Annotated in this window: 3 protein-coding genes; 1 reads left to right on the top strand and 2 read right to left on the bottom strand. The window is 51.9% G+C overall.

The annotated features are described in order from the left end of the window. Window positions 1–8: 8 nt before the first annotated feature. Both BOW51_RS08895 and BOW51_RS08890 read right to left on the bottom strand, forming a co-directional pair. Complete coding sequence (locus BOW51_RS08895) at window positions 9–1,010, bottom strand: TAXI family TRAP transporter solute-binding subunit (protein ID WP_245828645.1); 1,002 nt, start codon at window positions 1,008–1,010, stop codon at window positions 9–11. A 61-nt stretch (window positions 1,011–1,071) separates the two neighbouring features. Beyond that, the gene (locus BOW51_RS08890; RefSeq protein WP_078477415.1) at window positions 1,072–1,998 is read right to left on the bottom strand and encodes a histone deacetylase family protein; all 927 of its coding nucleotides are present in this window, start codon (window positions 1,996–1,998) and stop codon (window positions 1,072–1,074) included. Between the two features lie 129 nt (window positions 1,999–2,127). On the opposite strand from BOW51_RS08890, the gene BOW51_RS08885 reads away from it, so the two are divergent. Then, window positions 2,128–3,260, top strand: a 1,133-nt coding sequence (locus BOW51_RS08885) for an acetate--CoA ligase family protein (protein WP_174564743.1), incomplete at its 3' end; no start/stop codon positions are given.

Here is a 3,260-nt window from a genome sequence, read left to right as displayed (position 1 = left end):
CAGCATTATTACTTTATCAGGCCAAGTTCCTTGTAAGCCTTGGCAGCACCCGGATGCAGCGGTGCAGAGAGACCATCGCTAACCATGGTCTTTGGCTCAAGATTGGCAAATGCCGGATGCAGCTTACGAAACTGTTCAATGTTCGACATAGTCTCCTTGGCGACGGCATACGCAGCGTCGTCAGGTACATTGCTTGAAGTCACGACAGTTGCACCAACACCGAATGTAGTCACATCCTTATCTGTACCGGCATACATACCGCCAGGAATCGTTGCGACCCGGTAGAATGGGTTATCCGCGACCAGCTTGTCGATCGGTGCGCCGGTGACATTGACGAGCTTCACATCACAGGAAGTTGTTGCCTCCTTGATAGCCGCAGCAGGATGACCAACTGTATAGATCATAACGTCGATCTTGTTGTCACACAGGGCCGCAGCCATTTCCGAACCTTTCAGCTCCGAAGCCAGTGCAAAATCGCTGTTCTTCATGCCAAATGCATCCATGACCACTTCCATCGTGGCACGCTGGCCTGAGCCAGGATTACCGATATTAACGCGTTTGCCCTTGATATCCTCAAAGTTGTTGATACCGGAATCAGTACGAACAACAACGGTGAAGGGTTCGGGATGAACCGAGAACATGGCGCGCAGTTCCTTGAATGGACCTGCATCCTTGAACTTGGAAGTGCCATTAAAAGAGTGGAATTGCCAGTCGGACTGGGCAACACCAAATTCGAGCTCACCAGCACGTATTGTGTTGATGTTGTAGACGGAACCACCGGTACTCTCGGCAGAACAGCGGTAACCGTGCTCCTTACGCGTCTTGTTGACCAAGCGGCAAATCGCTCCGCCTGTTGGGTAGTAGACTCCGGTTACGCCACCTGTACCAATAGAAACAAATTTCTGCGCTGCGCTTGCAACTGTTGGAATGCTGCCAATAGTAGCGGCTGCAAGAACTGTTGCCGCGATTGCGGTTTTTGTAAATATCTTCTTCATATTCGTTCCACTCATTTTTTGTTATCCAAGCATAAAACACTAGCAGAAGAATGAGTGAAGTTCCAATGGAGCCTTTCTAAGCCTCCCCCATCAGCGTTTTGATATGTACGGTTACACTTCTGGCCAGGGCATCAAGTGCATAGCCTCCTTCCAGTGTTGAAACAATTCTGCCTTCGCTATATTTGTCAGCGAGTGAACACAACTGCTGTGTAACCCATGCATAGTCCGACTCGTGCAATTCCATCTGTGCCATGTCGTCTGAGCTATGTGCATCAAAACCTGCCGAGATCAGAATCAGTTGCGGCTTGAAGGCTTCAATTGCAGGTACGAAATGCTTGCTGACAGCATCACGGAATTCTCTGCTGCCCGCACCTGCCGGTAACGTGCAATTGACTATATTATCCACCTTCGTATCCGCCCCGCTGCCCGGATAGAAGGGGTGCTGGAAACTTGAACAGAAAAGTACTTGTGGATTACCACTAAAGATATCCTCTGTGCCATTGCCGTGATGCACGTCAAAATCAACGATAGCAACGCGCTCCAGCCCATATGCCTCGATCGCGTGTGCAGCCCCAACCGCAACATTATTAACAAAGCAAAATCCCATCGCACGATGGCGCTCGGCATGGTGTCCCGGCGGGCGCACGGCGCAGAATGCCTTTTTGACCTGGCCAGTCATCACCATTTCGACAGCCTGGACATTGGCGCCTGCCGCATACAACGCAGCATCGAGTGTATCCGGGCACATGGCGGTATCGCCATCGAGATAGGCAAGCCCGTCTGCCGGTGAGGCCTCAAACACCTGGTCGATATAATCGGCATCATGCACACGCAAGAGCTGCTCCCTCTCAACCATGTGAGCTTCGCGGTGATAGAGATAAGGCTCGACACCCGCAGAGATCAGGCGGTCGTTAATCGCATGTAGCCGCTCAGGACATTCTGGATGGTAATCCCCCATGTTGTGTAACATGAAAGAGCGATGCGTGATGAAACCAATAGCCATTCCTATGCTCCCTTCATAAATAATTCATGCAGAATATGATATTTGATATTGCAGTGCAGCATCATACTGGACTATCCTGCTTATATCGACAAGTTATACCCCATGTGCCTTTGCACTGAGACAATTATCATGAAAAAGCACTATCTCTCCAAACTCTTTGAGCCGGGCTCTATTGCCATCATTGGTGCATCAAATTCCGAGGGATCGGTTGGTGGGCAGGTTCTGAAGAATCTGCTTGATAGTGGCTTCGGCGGCGCCCTCTATCCCGTCAATCCAAAGCATGATGAAATTATGGGCATACCGGCCTACAAATCTGTTTCCGAAATCGATCACACAGTAGATCTTGCTGTTATCGCCACGCCTGCCAAACTCATCCCGGGCATCATGCATGAATGTGCTGATCATGGTGTCGCAGCTGTCATCGTCATCTCTGCAGGATTTGCAGAAATCGGCAAGGCTGGCCTGGATCTACAAAACGAGATTGTCGATATTGCTAGAACCTATGATATCCCACTGGTTGGTCCAAACTGCCTGGGCATCGTCAGGCCACGTGTTGGCCTCAATGCGACCTTTGCGAAGAGTCCGGCCAAAACCGGTGAACTTGCACTGGTTGCGCAGTCAGGCGCGTTCTGTACTGCCCTGCTCGACTGGGCCGATACCGAGGGATTTGGCTTTTCGGCGGTCGCTTCTCTTGGTGCCACGGCAGATGTCGGCTTTGGCGAAGTACTCGACTACCTCGCAGTTGATCCTGAAACCAGAAGTATTCTGCTCTATATCGAAGGCATCACTGATGCACGCTCCTTTATGAGCGGTCTGCGCGTTGCTGCACGTCTCAAGCCGGTTATCGTTGTCAAATCAGGACGCAATGCTACCGGCACAAGGGCTGCCGTCTCACACACAGGTGCGATGGCCGGTTCCGACAACGTCTTCGATAGTGCAATTGAACGCGCCGGAGCAGTTCGTGTAAAAACAGTCGCACAGCTGTTTGCTGCGGCAAAAGTCCTCGCCTCCGGTACGCGCGTCAGGGGCTCGCGTCTAGCCATTATCACCAACGGTGGCGGGCCGGGCGTCATGGCGGCAGATCGTGCACACGATATCGATGTGCCCCTCGCGGAGATGTCGCAGGAGACATATGACCACCTGGAGAGTGTCCTGCCTCCCTACTGGTCACACTCCAACCCGATCGATATTCTCGGTGATGCACCACCTGAACGCTATCGCCAGGCCACCGAGGCGATTCTCAAGGACAAGAATGTCGATGG

It is taken from the genome of Solemya elarraichensis gill symbiont, from assembly GCF_002021095.1.
In the GTDB taxonomy this organism is placed as follows: domain Bacteria; phylum Pseudomonadota; class Gammaproteobacteria; order Chromatiales; family Chromatiaceae.
The sequence above is the reverse complement of the archived record's forward strand: the minus strand, read 5'-3'. Positions and strand labels throughout refer to the sequence as shown.